The sequence below is a fragment of the Paenibacillus sp. BIC5C1 genome (genome assembly GCF_032399705.1).
In the GTDB taxonomy this organism is placed as follows: domain Bacteria; phylum Bacillota; class Bacilli; order Paenibacillales; family Paenibacillaceae; genus Paenibacillus; species Paenibacillus taichungensis_A.
The window spans coordinates 296,091-314,346 of record NZ_CP135922.1 but is presented as its reverse complement, the minus strand read 5'-3'; the positions used below and the strand labels follow the sequence as shown (position 1 = coordinate 314,346).

Here is an 18,256-nt window from a genome sequence, read left to right as displayed (position 1 = left end):
TGCTCTCATGAGCAAATGCAATCTACCGTTTTTATTGAAACTTGTTTACACAAGTTCAGCTTAAAAAGGAATGTTCTAAATCGCAAAATTTCGTTTCGATATCTAGTTTTCAAAGAACAAGCTCCATGCAAAAGCAAGCTGTTTGAGAGTTTGAGCTCTCAAAACTGAGCAACGAGTGAGTAAGTTTTGCAGCTAAGCTGCGTATTTGAATGTTTCCGCTACGGGAAACGATTCTCCATAGAAAGGAGGTGATCCAGCCGCACCTTCCGATACGGCTACCTTGTTACGACTTCACCCCAATCATCTATCCCACCTTCGGCGGCTGGCTCCTTGCGGTTACCCCACCGACTTCGGGTGTTATAAACTCTCGTGGTGTGACGGGCGGTGTGTACAAGACCCGGGAACGTATTCACCGCGGCATGCTGATCCGCGATTACTAGCAATTCCGACTTCATGCAGGCGAGTTGCAGCCTGCAATCCGAACTGAGACCGGCTTTTTAGGATTCGTTCCACCTCGCGGCTTCACAGCCCGTTGTACCGGCCATTGTAGTACGTGTGTAGCCCAGGTCATAAGGGGCATGATGATTTGACGTCATCCCCACCTTCCTCCGGTTTGTCACCGGCAGTCACCTTAGAGTGCCCATCCGAAATGCTGGCAACTAAGATCAAGGGTTGCGCTCGTTGCGGGACTTAACCCAACATCTCACGACACGAGCTGACGACAACCATGCACCACCTGTCTCCTCTGTCCCGAAGGAAAGGTACATCTCTGTACCGGTCAGAGGGATGTCAAGACCTGGTAAGGTTCTTCGCGTTGCTTCGAATTAAACCACATACTCCACTGCTTGTGCGGGTCCCCGTCAATTCCTTTGAGTTTCAGTCTTGCGACCGTACTCCCCAGGCGGAGTGCTTAATGTGTTAACTTCGGCACCAAGGGTATCGAAACCCCTAACACCTAGCACTCATCGTTTACGGCGTGGACTACCAGGGTATCTAATCCTGTTTGCTCCCCACGCTTTCGCGCCTCAGCGTCAGTTACAGCCCAGAGAGTCGCCTTCGCCACTGGTGTTCCTCCACATATCTACGCATTTCACCGCTACACGTGGAATTCCACTCTCCTCTTCTGCACTCAAGTCACCCAGTTTCCAGTGCGATCCGGGGTTGAGCCCCGGGATTAAACACCAGACTTAAATGACCGCCTGCGCGCGCTTTACGCCCAATAATTCCGGACAACGCTTGCCCCCTACGTATTACCGCGGCTGCTGGCACGTAGTTAGCCGGGGCTTTCTTCTCAGGTACCGTCACCTTGAGAGCAGTTACTCTCCCAAGCGTTCTTCCCTGGCAACAGAGCTTTACGATCCGAAAACCTTCATCACTCACGCGGCATTGCTCCGTCAGGCTTTCGCCCATTGCGGAAGATTCCCTACTGCTGCCTCCCGTAGGAGTCTGGGCCGTGTCTCAGTCCCAGTGTGGCCGATCACCCTCTCAGGTCGGCTACGCATCGTCGCCTTGGTGAGCCGTTACCCCACCAACTAGCTAATGCGCCGCAGGCCCATCCCCAAGTGACAGATCGCTCCGTCTTTCCAGTTCTCTTCAGGAGAAGAAAACAACTATTCGGTATTAGCTACCGTTTCCGGTAGTTGTCCCAAGCTTGAGGGCAGGTTGCCTACGTGTTACTCACCCGTCCGCCGCTAACCATCAGAGAAGCAAGCTTCTCATCAAGTCCGCTCGACTTGCATGTATTAGGCATGCCGCCAGCGTTCGTCCTGAGCCAGGATCAAACTCTCCAATAAAGTATTGAAAAGAGCGATAAGCTCATTTTGAAACTGACGAGATTAAAAATCTCATTTATGCTTCGAAATCATACAGCCCGAAGACTTGTACCGATTTCTCAGCGTCGATCTTGCAAGCAAGATCGTTACTCACTCGTTGTTCAGTTTTCAAAGATCAAACTTGTTTCATTGCCGTGTGTTGTTCACCTCAGCAACTTTTATATCTTATCACATCCGAACCAACTTTGCAAGCTCTTTTTTTAAGTTTCTTTCGAAGATTATTTCGTTCGCTTGCCGCACCGTGTTTCTCGTGTTTTCTTGGCCGGAATTAGAATATACCATGTACAAAAATAAATTGCAACCCTTAATTAATATTTTCTATTATCGTTTGATGAGAACAGTAGAACCGTTATATTCCCTTTTTATCATAATCAATCATTGTCTTGTAATCAGATGTTAAGAGCCTACATCTATTAAATATTAACTCTCTCCATAAGAGATAGTAGTTGCTCTAGTATAAAAGGAAGTAGCGTATATAGCCAACCAACCACCACACGCTTCTCCCCCTCATACCCTGAACCTTCCCATCATAACTGTATCGAAATACCGACCATCCGCATGCCGTCGATCCTTTTTCAAAGTTCCCTCTATCTCGAAGCCCATTCTTTGGTATAGCTCCATCGCTTTATCGTTCGTCCCCACCACGTTCAAGGTCATCTTCTCAATTCCATTCGTATCTGCCCAGTCTATCGATAGTTCGAGTAGTTTCTTGCCGATCCCGTAACCCCAGAACTCTTTCGCTACGCAAACACCAAATTCAACCTTATGAGAAAATCGCTTTAGATCGACTCCCTCACATCTGGAATAGCCGACGATTTGTTCCTTTACAATAGTAACGAGAAACAGATTTCTCTCTTTCTCCGAGTCCAACCGGATTATTTGTTCAAACCTCGCTGGATCAATAAAACCTTCACCTTTTTCGCGATCCATATACTCGGTTTCTCCATCCAACTGTACACGAAGTGAAGACAATGCCTCAGCATCCTTTTCCATTGCAGACCTAATCGAATAGATCAATCCTTTTACGTTAAAATCCTGTTGATCGATGATCATACGCTATAATCCGTCCAATCTAATTTATTTTCCCTTATCCTATTCATGGCTCTACCCCACCTCAGACGGACTCTTGCCCGTAAGCATCTTAAACACCTGACTGAAATACGTCGCGTTGCGGAACCCGGTCATCTCACTAACCTCGTAGACCATGTAATGTCCTGACTGTAACAATTCCAGCGCACGTTGGATCCGATACCCGTTTACATAACCCACAAAGTTCTCTCCGGTTACCCTCTTGAACAGCTGACTCAAATATTTGGGGTGTACAAATAGTCCCTTGGCAATCGCTTCAAAACTGATCTCTTCAGCATAATGCATTTCAACGTACTGTTTCACCTGCTCCACTAATTTATTGCTTTTTTTCTCGCCCATTTCTTTTCGTATCTGTTCCATCCAGTTTCGAATAATACCATCCATCCAGCATATCAGATCCTGCAACCCATATTTCGATTGAATTTCCCGCAAAAAATGACTCATTGCCACTGGTGGTGCTAGCATGGGATAATGCCGGTTCCAACTATGAATTAACGTGTCGAATAGGCTCACGGCCACAACTTGCACATCCTGAATATTGCTACCACTCCCTTCGTCCAGCAGATTGCGAAGCTGAACCCATGTCTCCTCTGCCAGATCAGTCCTCATATCTGTCCATGACTCACTCCATTGTCGCAGCAATAGCGAGTAATCCGTGCTGCTCGGCGTTAACGCATCTGATGAATCAAATCGATATACGTGACTCCCGCCCTGAAACTCTGCTTTCTCCAGCGCCTCCCTGCTCTCCAGATAGGAGTCCATCACTTCGCACAAGTGCCCTTTGGACGTTCCAATACCTGCGCTCATTTCGATCTTGAGATACGTAAAAATCTGATCAATCATCCTTTCAACTATCGACTCAAATTGTTCTAGCGGGCCCTTCTCATCCAATAGAAGCAGCACAAACACCTGATCCGAGTAATCCACGATCTCCACCTGGCAGTCGTTTATTTGCGTAGCCTGCTCTTTGACGGTCTCCTGAATAATATCTGCTGCCCCATACCTTAATAACTGCCAGTCCCGTTCTTTCATCCTTGTCAGAAATGCAGGCCGATACAACTGCAGACTGATGGCACGCACTTGAGAGGGTATGCGAATACCCACATAATCCATACGCTCCGCAGGCAATTCCTCTTCCCGATAGCGTGTGGTTAACAGCTCGTGGAGAAACAATTTGCGAAGATAGGGAACCACCCGCCCAATCTCCTGTTTGTAAGTCCGCTCCAGTTGCTCACGCCGCTCACGCACATCCTCTTCCAGTAACACCTCACGCAGAACAGACTCAATCTCCTCCACTTCCGCAGGCTTTAGCAAAAAATGATTCACGCCCCAGCGCATGGCCGCCCGGGCATTCTCGAATTCGTCATATCCGCTAAGAATGATGATCGGCAGATGGGGATGATCCCGCCGCAACGCCTGCGTGACCTCAAGTCCTGTCATTCCTGGCAAGTAGACGTCCGTCATCACAAGATCGGGGCGCAGCTGTTGGAACAGCTCCAGTGCGTCCACGCCATTGGAAGCTGTTCCTGCAATACGGAGGCCAATAGATGGCCAATCAATATGGTCGGTCAATGCTTTTACAATATGCGGGTCATCGTCTACGAGCATAATGGTTTTCATTCATTTTCACCGCCCAGCCATAAGTTTAATTGTTCTTCCGTCTCAATACGCGGCAGCGTAATGGTCACTTCTACTCCGCCTAAATCACCTGCGCATAGATCAACGCCGTACCCTGCGCCACAATATAGTTGAATGCGTTGATGTACGTTTCGTATCCCAATGCCAGTCGTTCCCTCCAGCTTCCAACCCTCAGGCAAGCCCTTTCCGTTATCCTTTATGCAAATGATGATTTTGGATGGTGGATCGATGCCATCCATTTCTCGCATATCCACCTGTATGCTGAGTTTTCCTTCTCTCGGATGCCCATGCATGACCGCATTTTCGATAAAGGGCTGCAAAATGATTTTGGGAATGTAACAGCCTCGCACTCTCGGATCAATCTGTTCATGATAATCAATAGAGAACGGCAGCCGCTCCGACTGAATGCTGACGTAACAACGAGCATGCTCCAACTCATCCCGTACCCGGATGAATAGTCGGCCACCGCTCAATCCGATACGCAGCAGTTTGCTGAGTTGCACAATCATGCGGCTGATGTCCTTGGCCTCATAATCGAGAGCACGCCAGTGGATCATGTCGAGTGTGTTGTACAAAAAATGAGGTTTGATTTGCGCCTCCAATAAACCAGTCTGGGCTTCACGCTTCGCACGGCTCTCTTCCTTCACCTGATCCATCAACTCCGTCAGTTTTGAAGCCATGTGGTTAAACCCATACGCCAAATGGGCATATTCCTCGGTAAACGAAAGCTGAACCCGGGTATTGAAATCCCCCTTCTCCAGTTGCCTCATCCGCTTGATCAGCTGACGTAAAGGACGAACAATCCGCCTGACGAACAGATACGCAAGTACCACTGAAAATAGTAACCCCAGCACAGCTATTCCAAGGACCTGCCATCCGGCCTGCCTCACAGGAGATAATAGTGTGTGAACAGGGATGGTCTGTACCAGACGCCATTGAAGCATAGCAGGTCTTGAGTACAGAACAAGTTGGGCTCCACCCGACTTGCCGGAAACCACTTCAAATCCATCTTCCCCGTGTTCAACATGCTCCTGAATCCATGCACTGTCTACTACAGGTTTGCTTTCGTCTGCAGCAAATGCTTCGGAAGATGCTTTAATAGAAGCATTAATAGAAGAAACACGTTTTGAAGCTCCATTAATAAAGCTTGATTCTTCACCGGATGTTACCCTCGCATCGCCATCGCCCATCTGCATAACGACGTTGCCTGCGGTATCCACCAACAGCACCTGTCCATCCAGCACCATCGGCATATCCGCAAATCTTCGTACAATATCGGCGCGACTCAGGCGAATAAGCACGTAGGCTACCGTCCCACCCCGGCTGTCAAAGATTCGCTGGGCGTATCCGATTAGCGATTGGCCTGATTCGTTTTCCCGCAGAGGTACCCAGGCCGCATCCGCCTGCTCCAATGCAGCAAACCATGAATCACCTGCAATCGTATCCACTGAATAGATGCGGTCGGCCAGCGTGACCGTGACACCGTTGAAGGCATCCGTATACAGCTCCACTGAGGTAATACCTTCACTGACTACCACTGTATGATCCAGTATTTTGGACACCTCACGCCGCTGGTGGATCTGCGTCAGCCTTCCCGTCCCCTTCGTTTCCAGCAGATTCGACAGCTCACGGTTGCTCGCCAAAGAATAAGCCGTGCCTGTCACTCCTGTAATAAAATCAAACCCTCGGCGTGTACTCTCATTCAGAAGAGCAAGTCGTGCTTTGCTGATCTCGGTAAACGTGACGGCAGAGAACGACTGGTATGCCAGCCAGACAATAACCGAGACGAGCAGCAGGTTAAACGCAATAAAGCAAGTCACCATCAACGTGGAGAGCTTGCTTTGTTGCAGCTTATGATTTAGGAATACAGATAATCTTCTTTTCCGCATAGGGAATCAACTCGTTTCGTCTTGGAATTACCCTTTGAGCCCAGAGGTCGCGATTCCTTCCACGAAATACTTTTGACACACGATAAATACGATAAAACAAGGCACCAGTGACAGCACTGACATCGCAAACATCGGTCCCCAATCGGATTGGGAACTGGAATCAAGGAACAGGCGCAAGCCCAGCGGCACTGTATATTTGCTGACATCACTCAGATAGATCAACTGGCTGAAGAAGTCATCCCATGTCCACAAAAAGGTAAAGATCATCGTCGTCACCAGCGCCGGAAAGGCCAGCGGAATGATAATTTTGGTGTAAATTCGTACTGGACCACATCCATCAATCGTCGCCGCTTCATCCAACTCTTTAGGCAGTCCCCGGAAGAACTGGACCATCAGGAAAATGAAGAAGGCATCAGTCGCAAGCCATTTCGGCACTACCAGCGGCAGATACGTATTTACCCATTCCAGATGGTTAAACAGAATATATTGAGGGATCAGCGTCACATGGTGTGGCAGCATGATCGTCATCAGCATTAAGCCAAAGCAAATCGCTTTGAACCGAAAATTCAATCTGGCAAAGGCATATGCCGCCATCGAGCAAGAGATAACATTGCCAAGCACAGCGCCCAGCGACAGGACGACCGAGTTGGTCAGAAAGCGTGAGAAGGGATTTCCCTGAATCCCCGTCCAGCCATTGATGTAATTTTGCCAGTTCCATTCTCGCGGCCAGAACCAGGTTTCGGTGAAAATCATATGTCCCGGTTTGAATGAACTGCCCAGCATCCAGAGCACCGGGTACAGCATGACAAAGGCAATGACCGAGATCAGTACATGTTTGGCGACTACCCACGCAGTAGAATTTCGTTGTCCAATCATGATTTTCCACCATCCTCATAATGAACCCACAGCTTGCTGCTGCGGAATACCAGCAATGTAAAGACACCGATCAGGATCACCAACACCCAGGCCATTGCGGATGCATAACCCATCTGGAAGAACGAGAACCCTTTTTTGTACAGGTATAGAGAGTACATTAATGTTGAATTGACAGGTCCCCCGCTGCCGTTACTGATGACAAAAGCCTGAGTAAATGACTGGAAGGAGGTAATCAGCTGCATCACGAGATTGAAAAAGATAACCGGCGACAGAATCGGTAGTGTGATATAAAAGAATCTCCGAAGTGGGCCTGCTCCATCTACGGCGGAAGCTTCGTCATACTCAGGTGGAATCTGCTTCAAGCCTGCCAGGAAAATAATCATCGAGGATCCGAACTGCCATACCGACAACAGTACTATTGAATACAGGGCATATTTCGGGTTGGCGACCCAATCGGGTGCCTTAATGCCGACCATGGCAAGTACCCCATTGAGCAGACCGTCACCGCCCAGCATTTTGCGCCACAGCATCGCAATCGCCACACTGCCCCCAAGAAGGGTTGGGATGTAATACACTGTACGGTAAATGCCAAGCCCACGAATGCCTTTGTTCAACAGCATCGCCACCAGCAGGGCGAAAATTAGCTTGATCGGTACGGATACGGCAACATACGTAAATGTGACTTTGAGCGATTGAATAAACAGTTTATCCGATGTAAACATCGTGGTGTAGTTATCCAGACCGACCCAGGAAGGGGCGGCCAGGATACTGTAGTCGGTGAACGAAATGTATAAGGAAACGAGCATGGGCCCAAGTGTCAGAAACAATAAACCAACCAGCCATGGTGCCAGAAACAGAAGCGCTGCTCCATTATGAGCATATCTCCGTTTCACCCGCCGGGCAGTTACACGCTCGGGTTGTGCTTGACTGACCTGTGTTGTACTCATCTTCGCAACCTCCCCGCAGAATATGAAGTCTGGAACCATTCAAGTGTTATTGACTTGATGCAAGTGTCGCCTTGGCACCTTCAATGAACTGGGCAATTACATCCGGTGTGTTGCCTTGGCCAAAGGCAATCTGCTCGCTTGCACTCTTGAAGCTGGTATCCACTTCGGAAAATCCCTGCGGGTATGGCGGATCAATTTCACTGGAGTTTTTCGATACCACATCGATAAATTGGAAGATGGCTTGCTCCGCTTCCGGCAGCGTAGGCTGCATCTTCTCACGGATGCTGGCATTGACCGGTACTCCGCGCTCCGAGCCGAGAATAGCGGTTGCTTCGGGATCATTGACCATGAAGTCGATAAACATCGCCACTTCCTTCGGATGTTTTGTTTTGGCATAACCGGATAGGAACTGACCTGCTTTCAGGTATTCACCGATTTGCTTTTCATTCACACCGTGCGGAAGTACTTGTATGCCAAGCTTATGATCCTGGTTTTTGTTCACCTGCTGGAATGTCAGCAATTGATTAGACCAGGCAAAATCCATAGCGGCTGTACCAAGCGAGATCGGGCGTGTCTCCAGTGCATTCGTAGTCGAAGCTGTCACTTCTGCAGAGGTAGCACCTCCGTTCTCACGAAGCGCCCCCCACATGTCAAACCATTGCTGAAGCTCCTCACTGGTTGCTGTCAACGTCCCACCATCAAATAATCCCTTGCCTGTTTGTCGGATAAATACCTCAAACATGTTCGTGGTTCCAGATACATCCGCCGAACCGTAGAAACCGTCTCCCTTCTCTGCTGCAATCTTGGCCGCGACATCGCTAAAATCCTTCCAAGTCCAGCTTTCCTGCGGCTCCTCGATCCCAAGCTCCTGGAACACGGTCGCATCATAGATTACACCTGGCGCATTTACACCCAATGTAATCGCGTATAATTTATCGTCAATCGATCCGGCTTTGAGCATACTCTTGTCATGATCCTCTGTGCGCAGCTCTTTGCTCTCTGAGTATGGGGTCAGATCAAGCAATGCACCACGCCGGGCAAAGTCGGTTAGAAAAGCGTAATCCATCTGTATGATATCCGGTGCATTTGAACCGGCTACCTGTGTGGTCAGCTTGTCAAAGTATCCGTCCCAACCGGAATATTCCGGCTTGATGGTAATGCCAGGGTGTTTCTCTTCAAATAGCTTAATCACTTTGGTCGTAAGATCGTGGCGAGTCTGTGATCCCCACCAGGTCATACGAAGTTCAATTTTGCCGGAAGTACCCCCATCTTCACCTTCATTGGATGAGGCAGACGGTACTGATGATCCTCCGGAACAGGCTGTAGCGAACATTAACAGGGATAGGCAGAACAGGGTTACCCACTTTTTGGTATTCAGCATGAATGAATTTCCTCCCCTTTTGCTTTTATGGAATCGCTTACAAAAACTATTGTAACGGCCTATGGCTGCTCATGACATAAACAAAAGTAAGCTTTCCTGTCAAAAAAGTAAGGGGTTGGACAAATGTCCATTCAATTGAGATCGATATTCGTAGTGATTAAATAACCACCAGGAATGATGCTCCCGGTGGTTATTCATATATGCAGCATTCTTCGTGCAGCGTACTGTACCTCGCTACATCTTAACGGTGGTCATCCGGATGACTTTCAATAAAACGTTATAGTAGATATCATGTAGGTTCTCGATCAAGGTATCCTGTAGTTTTACTGACACTTTCAGGATTGCGTCACAGCAGTTGATGGCACCTTAGGCTGGACCAGATGTTTCTTCATCTTCGCCACTTCTGTTCCTGCCAGCATCATAATGCCAATACCGTGATTGTCATTCGTTACCGTGAGCAGGTCCTTATTGTAATATTCTGCGGTAAAGGCATATCTTGAGCCACTGCATACACCATGTACATTACCCTGACGGTCAATTGCTTTACGAGTTAATCCGTTCCATGCCCGCTCAGCCGCTTCAATGTAACGTGCAGGTTGATATAACCAACCAAAACGTACTCCCCGTGCAAAACCATAAGCAAACATTGCTGTGCAGGAGGCTTCCTGGTATGTTTCCGAATCATTTAATACCTGATGCCACAATCCGCCCTCTCCTTGCAGAGCTTGATATCCTTCACATAATTCATTGAAAAAGGAAATTAAAGCAGGACGATCTGGATGCTCTGCTGGCAAAGCTTCCAATACCTCAGACAACGAAAAGAGCGTCCAGCCATTTCCCCGTCCCCACGGAATCTGTGTCGCTTGTCCATATTTGAAATCATATACGTGGGACATGATCTTGAATTCAGGCATGTACAGATACTTCCGATACAATAAAAATTGTCTAGCGGCTTCGTCCAGTGCTGAATTGTTCCCCGTCAGTCGGGCATAACGCACAAGAAACGGTGTGCTCATATAAAGGTCGTCTGCCCACATCGTATTCTCGGCAAATTCACCGATACACTCACGGTAAAATGCACCATCCTCCTGTCGCTCCAAGCGGGTCAGCATAAAATCTGCAATCCGTTCGGCAATAGGCAAGAACGTCGGCTCCTGACATTCGGAATAGGCTTCCAACATCGCGGAGCCAAAAGAACCACAGTTATCCAGCATTTTCATCATAACCAGCTGCTGGTTAACCGCCGGGAAACCATACTGCTCCCGATCCCATAATGAGTACTCATCCATGCGGGTACACAACCGCACGTGTTCGGACGCATAACGGTTAATATCTGGCCGCTGCAAATAACGTCCAGTCTGTAACAGACCATATACGGTGACACCTAATGGATAATCCCATCGACCATAGTTGGTCACATTGCCTACTGTCCATTTGTTACTGAGCATTGCATTTTCATAATAGGGGCGTATCCACGCTTCCGGTCTGTCCAATCTCCAATATATGCGTTCCTCCCGTGCTTGTTTGCTTCCCGTTTCTTCTGGATTATCGTTTAATACCTTTCCTTTAAACACACGATCAGTGCGCATTAGATCCTGCAAATCAGGTTCGACGTCCTCCGATTCAAAAGGGCCTAGATATAGCCACGACTCCCCAGAAGCTCCGTGCACACGTTGGGGAAGCTCCAGTTCCAGCTGCTCTCCATTCACCGTTGCATTTATTACGAAATTCCATGGCTCAGCCGTATCGCTACATTCACTGCGAATCAACAGGTCATTCCGTCCATAAGATGCGGGTATGTTCACCTCGAACGGACTCGCGTCCTTTAATTGCACCGCCGATACGCCGTTCAGCCATATATTCAGTGGCCCGAAAGATTGACCAGACAAACAGATCGGGCATTCGCTTGAATCTCTGTTAATCAACTTTGTCCACGCATAGGCTTGCTGACCAGGAAGATGTCCGTACATTCGTTTAAGTGTCGGTTGCGTCTGCTTTTCCTCTGACCATTGCGTATCAGGGAGCCACTCCAATCTGTGATCTTCTTCTGACTCGAGCAAATTCCATTCCGGATGACTGTCCTCCGAGCTTACAGGTTTGGAATACACCCATCCGGCCTGCCCCTCTCTCTCCTGGAAAGGAGAGAGCACATTCAGAATACGCACTTTCCCCTCGTCCGAGCCAAATTGGCATCCAAAACCCGCAGGTGTATACTTCATCTCCAGCAGCAACGTATTCCATCCCGGCTTAATGTCGATTCCCAGTTTAACGGTTGCATCCAGGTTGATCTCATCCATGACCGTGGAGCGATACACCAATTTCTCATTAAAATAGAAGCGAACTGGTCCATAACAGCGGATCAGCACATCCAGATTTCGATCTTCATCCCCCCAGACCAGCGCTGCGGCATAGGAAATCTGACCTTTCTGTGCATCAGGGAAACGTTTACTCAAATTCAGATCATACAGACCCTTCTCATTTTGCAAAATACCAGACTTCTGAAATACGCGATATACAAAATTGGCCTGCGCGTTGGCACCTATATATCTCTCTGCCAGCACCTTCAGCACCTGATCCTGATCTTCTCCGAATCGATAATACATGCTCTGCGGTTCACTGAAATACGTTGTCATTGAATGCCCACATTCCTCTCCAGATGGAATACATAGGTATAGCGCTTAACCTTTGTGAGAAAATCCCTTTTTACAGAACGGTGATGATCCTCGTTTATCTTTGGAATAGCCAAATAATAAACCAAGTATACCTGACCTGCTTTACGGTGGCTACAGATTTTTGATTACGCTTACAAATAAATAATTGTATTGTCAGTCTGACGATAAGACAAAACGACGGACTACATCGTTGTAGTCCGTCTCATGTAGATTACACTTATCCAAAAATATCAAATTTAACGAATAGCTTCCCGGTTTCTTCATATACAGATTTGGCTAACCCATCGCCGTCAGCATCTACACGAATGATCAAATCATATTGACCTCTTGTCTCATTCATCTTATTTCCCAATTGCAAAATAATAGGTGTGCCGGGTTCTACATTTACTTTAAGTTTAAGCGTATGGCCATCATCACTGATCTGACTGCTATCTATTATATAATTCTCACCATCAATTTGGTAAAAATCATCTATGCTAAACTGGAACGCATCAGTCCAATACTCGATGGTGCCATCCACAAATTCTTCTCCTACATCGTAGTTTAGAGAAAATGGATTATTTCCATATTGAATTTGAAGATACTTGGTTTTAGCGTTGCTTGAGTCGAAGCCAAAATTACTAGACCCTATAGTCGGCACATCTGCTGGCATCTCTCCGTTCACCAGCGTAAATGCCAGCACATGTGATGCGTCCTTAGTCGACTCGTTACCTGCTGAATCCTTGGCGGTAATCACATATTTGTAGTCTCCTGGACTCAAATTATCCAACTTGGTAAGCGCAAGTGAGCCATCGGATTTGCTTTTGGCAAGGGAAATTCCTTCATTCAGCTCTCCTTCATCCACGACTCCATTCATATTCGCATCAGTCCATCTATAGAAAGTTACAACCGCTCCTTCTTCACTGACTGCTCCGGGATCTCCCTGAACTTGATCCCAGGTTCCGTTGTAATTGTCGATAATTCTAAATTTGCTTACATCCACCGTCGGTGCTGTTGTATCCGCAGGTACAGATGGATTCATGTTCCCGCTGTCGCTACTTCCACCTGATGAGGTCCCGCCATTATTCGAACTGGTAGATGGAGCCGGCGTAGGCACGGGCGTTGGTATTACCTCTGGTGTTGGTGTTGGAGTTGGTGTCGGCACTGGTTCAGGTTGTGGACCTGTAGTTTCTTTTATCGTTTGCAGCAATCGAGAAGCCGTCAGTGCCGCAGCTTGACGATCCGCTTGCAACACCGGTTTAAACATGTTATTTTGATCGCCGATAATGAATCCCGCCTCGAGTGCCGCTCCAACTGCATCTTTCGCATACTCCGAGATGCTTGCGCTGTCCTTGAACGTTAATGAATCAGCTTTGCCTGTTACGTCTGTTCCCATCGCTCTCATTAGAGTTACGACCATATCCTGTCTGGATAATGCCTTACCGCTCCCGAATTCCCCGCTTCCCATGCCTTTAAATATACCTGCTTGATATACCGCTTCGACAGAAGCATAGGCATAGCTGGTCACAGGAATATCTGTAAATTTCGGATTGGGTGGGACGTTATTGGTTACATCCAGCTTTAACGTCTTGGCAATCAGGATGGCAAAATCCTGTCTCGTAATCATGCCGGACGGATTAAATTGCCCATTACTGAATCCAGTGATAATCCCTTCGTTTTGCAACTCTACTATGGCATCCTTGGCATAGGATTTATCGATATCGGTAAATGATACTGCAGCGTTAGCCTGTGTCGCCCACAAAGGTGTTGTCAACAAGGATGCCGCGAGAAGCGAGCTGATGAAATGATTTTTTCTCAAAATAATGCTCCTCCCATATGAAGTATATTCATGCCCTTCCAACGCAAAATCCAATGGAGGATCTTCCTTAAATAATATGGACATGTACGATATTCCCATTATATAGAGAGGCTCTGAACCGATTCTGAACAAGTCGCCTTATTTCGACAACGTGTTGCGCATTGGTTTAAAAAATTGAAAAGCGTTACCGATATAGGTAGTAGGCTATTAATTCCACTTTTTGTATGAGAAAGGAACGATGTACCTTGAGTATTCTTGAATCTCTGGTTAACGCTATGCCTTTTGTAAGACAGATGTTTCGTGATGATGTATCCATATCCATTAATGATCATGAGAAAGTTCTGTATTTTGCCGAAGCCAAAAGTCTGGAGATCGGTGTAAAGGTCGGGGACGAGCTGCATGAGGATTATAAGGATTTTAAAATGCTGATTAACAAGGACACACGTACCGTGGCCCGCATGCCCGGTGATCTGCAAGGCAGACCCTTCGATGCCATCCTGATTCCAATTAAGGAAAACGATCAGGTTGTGGGCATACTCGGTGTGAACTACGCACTGGATAACCACCTCACGCTGGAAACGCTGATTAGGGAAAATGAAGCGACCATTCATGCACTAGTTGGTGGGATTCAGCAGATTGCGGCACATTCGGAAGAACTATCCGCGACTTCAGAAGAGATCTTGCGCAATTCCAAAAAAGCCTCGGAGAACTCCATCAATGTGACCAAAGTGACAAACGTCATCCGTGAAGTATCCGAACAAACCAACCTGCTTGGCTTAAATGCCATGATTGAAGCGGCTCGTGTCGGGGATCTAGGAAGCGGCTTCGGTGTCGTTGCCAGCGAGGTTCGCAAGCTGTCCGATCACACCAAACAAGCAGCAGCCGATATCGAGTCTTCCCTTGGCAGCGTTCAAGTTTCCATTAAACATATGGAACAGGAGATCGGTCAGATTACTACAGCAACGGTGGATCAGGCTGGGCTGGTAAACGAGTTTATGGAAAGTATTGAACAGCTTAGTGAAACTAGTTCGAATCTGAAAGCATTTGTGCAAAAGATGCTGGCACTGGAATAAAGCTAGCTTGTGGTCTAAGGAATAGATTAAACAGGAATGACATGTACATAATTTAAAAAATGGGCTTTTCTAACATCAATATGCCAAAGGCTGAAAATAAAAAGCCTCCGACTGTACTTTCCTTATAAGGAAGTAAGCGGAGGCTTTCGTTTTATTTTGATAAAGAATCGTGTACTAGACTGACTTACTGTTAAATTTCGACAGCTACGCCGTAATGGTCAGAGACCACAGGGCCATTTTTTCCGTTGAGAACTACCGTCGAAGACTTCGCCTGTACCGGACGATTCGAGAAAATATAATCTATACGGAGATCACGTTTGTTATCTGCCCAGCCGGCAATGGCTTTGACCACGGTTGCACCGTCATCCTTTTGCACAGCCGTCGTGTACAGGTCATTCCAGCCCTTGCTCATCATATAATCGTAGCCTTCCCCTCGTACTTCCGCGACATTATTGAAATCGCCCATTAAATAGAGCGGTTGGTCCATATATGGAGCAAGCTTGCTCTCGGTCAGTTCCCACTGCCCCTTGAAAGGCTCTTGTTCATCATCCCACCAGTTATAGTGTCCATTCACAAACCAGGTTGCTTCGCCTTGCAATTCAGTCTGAACACCTACAATTTTGCGTGTCCGGTAGTTGTCGTAATCTCGCATGTGGGATACATACTCACCAAAAGCCTGTGTGATCGGCGTCCGGCTCAGGATGGCGAGCCCTTCATCGTATTTGCTGAAACCAACATGGGCCGGAATCCATGTCCAGTAATAGGTCTCGGTCAGTTGCGTAAGCAAAACGTAAGCGTAGTTGTCTTTTTTGATCACAGCATCCGATTCCGTGGCAAAGTAATGTTTCAGTTCCTCCGCGGACAGCGCTGCTTCTTGTATGGATTGGTTGACCTCCTGCATGGAGATCACATCAAATTGGTGTGTATTGATAAAATCAGCCAGCTGACTGATCTTGTTCAGTTGGTCTTCTTCTGCCCAAGCGTGCGTATTTAACGTAAGTATTTTCATATGTCTCTCCTGTTGTTTGAAATTAAGCCGAATCCCGGCCTGCATCGTTCCTGTAAGGAATACATACGCTAAGCATACACAAGACGAGCCTATTATGCATGGTTTATGGTAAAAAAATAGAGATCGATACTCTTGAGTTTCACCTATCAAAAAGTCACATCCAAGTTCTCAGAACCGATGCACGGAGTACACGATAACTGATATGATGGATATATGAAATGTACACCATTACGTCAAAACGTGGTGATGACTGAACCTATGATTTCCCCAGGAGATGGAATGATGAACATACCTAATGACATGAACATGGATGATGCGCAGTGGCAACTGCTGATCAGGCAGGTCGCTGAACATTTTAACAACCTGACGATTATGCGTGGATTCCAATATTATAAACAGAAACGCGTCGGACCATTAACCTACACCGAACAAAACGGAATTTTGGCTGAAGTACAGGGCTCCGATGATTATGAGGTAACCCTGAGCTTGCAATCATTGAATACCAGTCACTGTACCTGTCCGGTTGGTTCTCATTGCAAACATATGATAGCCGTTCTAATGAGTTATGCGGAGCAACTGGGCCGACCCGTACACGGCATTGTGAACGCCCACTCCAGCACGGCACTGAAACAGGCTCCAAAACCTGCTGCTATAGCGACTTCCGGACGTTCGGATTACGCAACGCACGAAGAGGATCTCACCATCCCTGATAACCAGTATAGCCAGATCAAGGAACGTGCAACGGAACTTGCAGAACTTGAGATCACGGAATGGCATGAGCTGTTTCAGGCATGCCTGAAACGACTGGGGATAGGTACACCAAGTACATCGTATGTGCAGGCCGCAGCGGACGAGCTCTATGCCATCAAACCTAAGCTGTCCGCTGGTATGGACCAATTATTTGAGCTGCATGTTCAGCTATACCTGATTCGCTTCTGTGTGCCTGGCCGCAATTCAATCACACATACACCGGTGTATCTGAGTTATCCTGCTCAACTTGCCGTGGATGCGCTCCAAAAGGGGTTGGAACAGATCTTTAGTCGTCCGTTGGATCTCTCCGGTCTAAAGGGCACGAAGCTTGAACAACAATGGAACAGACTTGAGGAAACCTCGGCTTACCTGCGTATGCAAATGATATCCGAGACATCCAGCATGATGTTCTTCACCCCGCTTTATCGACAGTTTTGGTTAAACTGGATCGTACCTCATCTTCAGGGAAACCGGAAAACGCTGGAGTCAGAGCTGGCGTTTCTACAGGAAATGGAAAATGGCCTGTCTGCTGCTGCTTCCAAACCCGCCAAACCTGGTGAGAGCGTACTGAGCGTAGCGAATCTGACGGAAAACGGGAGCGGTGCGCCGATTAAATCTGTCACGTTGCCCTTGCCGCTGGTATTGGCGCAGAGCTGGATGTATTTCCATTTGAAACAAGATGACCAGGCTTGGCAGCGATTAATCAGCGGAAGCTCGGCATACGGTATCCCGCCGGAGCATCTGCTTCATTTTCTTCACGTACTTGCAGATTCTTCGGACTGGAAAAGACTAGGAGAGTGGTTGGTGCAGCTCGGACCTCTGCTGGCGAATCGACGGAACTCCCTCCTGAATGATTACATGCAGTTGTGGGACACAGCCATTCATCATCTGCCTGATGTAGAGCATCGCATGTGGGATACACTGGTCAGCATGTTGCCTCATTCTCGTCCGGCTTATGAAGAAGCGATGCATTCGCGGGGACAGTGGCGGCGGTGGATTGATTTTCAGCTGAGCACAGAGACGGAGCCGCTTGAATTCCGGGTAGCTGTGCTACAACCGATTGAAAAGGATGCTCCCGAACTGCTTCTGCCTTTCTACCATCAAGCAGTAGATCGTTATATAGGACACAAAAACAGGGACGGATACAAAGCAGCAGTGAAACTGTTGAAGCGTCTGTCCAAAATATATAAAAAATTGAAGCAGGAAGAGCACTGGGAGCAGTTTATCACCACATTGGCTGTTCGCAACAGCCGACTGCGCGCCCTGCAGGAAGAGCTTCGGAAAGGTAAGTTGATCTCATGA

At 47.6% G+C, this 18,256-nt stretch carries 11 protein-coding genes and 1 rRNA gene; 2 read left to right on the top strand and 10 right to left on the bottom strand.

Annotation, left to right across the window (positions count from 1 at the left end):
- Positions 1 to 241: 241 nt before the first annotated feature.
- From RS891_RS01395 to RS891_RS01355, 9 genes are all read right to left on the bottom strand, one after another.
- Positions 242 to 1,793 (bottom strand): 16S ribosomal RNA (locus RS891_RS01395).
- A gap of 546 nt (positions 1,794 to 2,339) precedes the next feature.
- The gene (locus RS891_RS01390; RefSeq protein ID WP_113056360.1) at positions 2,340 to 2,885 is read right to left on the bottom strand and encodes a GNAT family N-acetyltransferase; all 546 of its coding nucleotides are present in this window, start codon (positions 2,883 to 2,885) and stop codon (positions 2,340 to 2,342) included.
- Between the two features lie 51 nt (positions 2,886 to 2,936).
- A complete protein-coding gene (locus RS891_RS01385; RefSeq protein ID WP_315794239.1) occupies positions 2,937 to 4,541 on the bottom strand; it encodes a response regulator in 1,605 nt (534 codons plus the stop codon).
- On the bottom strand, positions 4,538 to 6,448 hold the full coding sequence (locus RS891_RS01380) for a histidine kinase (RefSeq protein ID WP_315794238.1): 1,911 nt from the start codon (positions 6,446 to 6,448) through the stop codon (positions 4,538 to 4,540). The genes RS891_RS01385 and RS891_RS01380 overlap by 4 nt, the downstream gene beginning before the upstream one ends.
- A 27-nt stretch (positions 6,449 to 6,475) precedes the next feature.
- Positions 6,476 to 7,324 (bottom strand): carbohydrate ABC transporter permease, encoded by an 849-nt coding sequence (locus RS891_RS01375; protein ID WP_315794237.1) that lies wholly within the window; start codon positions 7,322 to 7,324, stop codon positions 6,476 to 6,478.
- A complete protein-coding gene (locus tag RS891_RS01370; RefSeq protein ID WP_113056356.1) occupies positions 7,321 to 8,271 on the bottom strand; it encodes a carbohydrate ABC transporter permease in 951 nt (316 codons plus the stop codon). The genes RS891_RS01375 and RS891_RS01370 overlap by 4 nt, the downstream gene beginning before the upstream one ends.
- A gap of 46 nt (positions 8,272 to 8,317) precedes the next feature.
- Positions 8,318 to 9,652: an ABC transporter substrate-binding protein gene (locus tag RS891_RS01365; protein ID WP_315794236.1), complete on the bottom strand. Its 1,335-nt coding sequence runs from the start codon at positions 9,650 to 9,652 to the stop codon at positions 8,318 to 8,320.
- Between the two features lie 335 nt (positions 9,653 to 9,987).
- The gene (locus tag RS891_RS01360) at positions 9,988 to 12,285 is read right to left on the bottom strand and encodes a glycoside hydrolase family 88/105 protein (RefSeq protein ID WP_315794235.1); all 2,298 of its coding nucleotides are present in this window, start codon (positions 12,283 to 12,285) and stop codon (positions 9,988 to 9,990) included.
- A 256-nt stretch (positions 12,286 to 12,541) separates the two neighbouring features.
- Positions 12,542 to 14,122 carry an S-layer homology domain-containing protein gene (locus RS891_RS01355; RefSeq protein WP_315794234.1) on the bottom strand — a complete coding sequence of 527 codons (1,581 nt, stop codon included), beginning with the start codon at positions 14,120 to 14,122 and terminating at the stop codon, positions 12,542 to 12,544.
- Positions 14,123 to 14,367: 245 nt separating this feature from the next.
- Between RS891_RS01355 and RS891_RS01350 the strand changes: the two genes are divergently transcribed.
- Positions 14,368 to 15,195 carry a methyl-accepting chemotaxis protein gene (locus tag RS891_RS01350; protein ID WP_315794233.1) on the top strand — a complete coding sequence of 276 codons (828 nt, stop codon included), beginning with the start codon at positions 14,368 to 14,370 and terminating at the stop codon, positions 15,193 to 15,195.
- A 190-nt stretch (positions 15,196 to 15,385) separates the two neighbouring features.
- Here RS891_RS01350 and RS891_RS01345 read toward each other — a convergent pair whose 3' ends face one another.
- The gene (locus RS891_RS01345; protein ID WP_113056351.1) at positions 15,386 to 16,204 is read right to left on the bottom strand and encodes an endonuclease/exonuclease/phosphatase family protein; all 819 of its coding nucleotides are present in this window, start codon (positions 16,202 to 16,204) and stop codon (positions 15,386 to 15,388) included.
- A gap of 279 nt (positions 16,205 to 16,483) precedes the next feature.
- Here RS891_RS01345 and RS891_RS01340 point away from each other — a divergent pair, with 279 nt between their 5' ends.
- Complete coding sequence (locus RS891_RS01340; RefSeq protein ID WP_315794232.1) at positions 16,484 to 18,256, top strand: SWIM zinc finger family protein; 1,773 nt, start codon at positions 16,484 to 16,486, stop codon at positions 18,254 to 18,256.